The sequence below is a fragment of the Streptomyces sp. NPDC101166 genome, from assembly GCF_044768125.1.
In the GTDB taxonomy this organism is placed as follows: Bacteria; Actinomycetota; Actinomycetes; order Streptomycetales; family Streptomycetaceae; genus Streptomyces.
Genome location: NZ_JBIWPF010000198.1, coordinates 1 through 1,220, shown reverse-complemented (window position 1 = coordinate 1,220; position 1,220 = coordinate 1). Strand labels below are relative to the sequence as shown.

The following is a 1,220-nucleotide window of genomic DNA, read 5'->3' as shown; positions in this document are numbered from 1 at the left end:
CCAGGCCGACGGCGTCGTGGGCGTCCGCCTGGAATGGCGCCAGCACGGCGAATCCCTGGAACACCTGGAATTCATCGCGGTCGGCACGGCCGTCCGCTACGCGAAGGCCCCCGGCAGCTACCGCCGCCCCAACGGCCAGGCGTTCACCAGCCACCTCTCCGGCCAGGACATGGTGACCCTGATGCGGACCGGCTACGCCCCCATCGCCTTCGTCATGGGCAACTGCGTCTTCCACGTGGCCGTCCAGGGCTTCCGGCAGATGCTCAGTCAGATGGGCCGCAATATGGAGATGCCCCAATGGACCCAGGGCAACTACCAGGCCCGCGAACTCGCCATGTCCCGTATGCAAGCCGAAGCGGAACGCGACGGCGCAACCGGTGTCACCGGCGTCAGCGTCGACATCTCCAACTACGCCTGGGGCTATCACACCGTCGAGTTCTACGCCTCCGGCACGGCCATCCGCCGCATCAACGAGGGCGACCCCATCACTCCCCAATTCACCCTCGGAATGAACCAGTGACCGCCGACTTCGACTCCGACGCCGCCACCCGGGCCATCGCCTCCGCCCTGGACGGCCCCGGCGGCCTGTCCATGGTCTTCACCGTCTTCACCAACGTCCCCGGCGTGACCCGAACCCCGCCCCGCAAATCCCTCTTCCGCTCCACCCCCGAACGCGTCCAGATCGGTTCCTGGCGGTACGAGCTCACCCGTGACCAGCGCATCAAAGCCGACCACATAGTCGGCGGCATAGTCCTCGCCGAGGAACTCCTCCCGGCATCGGGCATCGCTCCGCATCTGGCCCGGGCGCTGGCCGAGATCGCCTCGTCCTACGGACCCACCGCGTTGCCGCATCTGTCCGCCGCTCTCGACGTGCTGGCGGGCTGACTACGGCAACCGGTGGGCAACGCTACTTGTTTCACATGAAACGGTGCGCCGCTGGTCAAAACTCCCCGGCCACGCCGAGAACCGTTCGGCCGGAGTGGGTTCCGTCGAGGATGGAGCGGAGGACGGACTCGGCTTCGGTGATGGGTGCGTAATTTTCCAGCAACGAGAGGTGCTGGGGTTTCAGGTCTTTGGCGAGGCGGGACCAGAGGTCGCGGCGGTCGGCGATGGGGAAGTGAGCGGAGTCGATACCGAGCAGGGAGACGCCGCGGAGGATGAAGGGCATGACGGTGGTGGGGAGGTCGGTGCCGCCGGTGAGACCGGAGACGGCCACCGCG

Annotated in this window: 2 protein-coding genes and 1 pseudogene; 2 read left to right on the top strand and 1 reads right to left on the bottom strand. The window is 67.3% G+C overall.

The window, feature by feature from the left end; all coding sequences use genetic code 11:
* Together ACIRS4_RS37695 and ACIRS4_RS37690 are read left to right on the top strand one after the other, a co-directional pair.
* On the top strand, window positions 1-520 hold a 520-nt coding region (locus ACIRS4_RS37695; protein WP_404204704.1), incomplete at its 5' end, for a heavy metal-binding domain-containing protein.
* Window positions 517-885 carry a DUF5073 family protein gene (locus tag ACIRS4_RS37690; RefSeq protein ID WP_404204702.1) on the top strand — a complete coding sequence of 123 codons (369 nt, stop codon included), beginning with the start codon at window positions 517-519 and terminating at the stop codon, window positions 883-885. The genes ACIRS4_RS37695 and ACIRS4_RS37690, both read left to right, overlap by 4 nt.
* Before the next feature lie 55 nt (window positions 886-940).
* Here ACIRS4_RS37690 and ACIRS4_RS37685 read toward each other — a convergent pair.
* Window positions 941-1,220 (bottom strand): annotated as a pseudogene (locus tag ACIRS4_RS37685) (oxidoreductase); the annotation flags it as partial.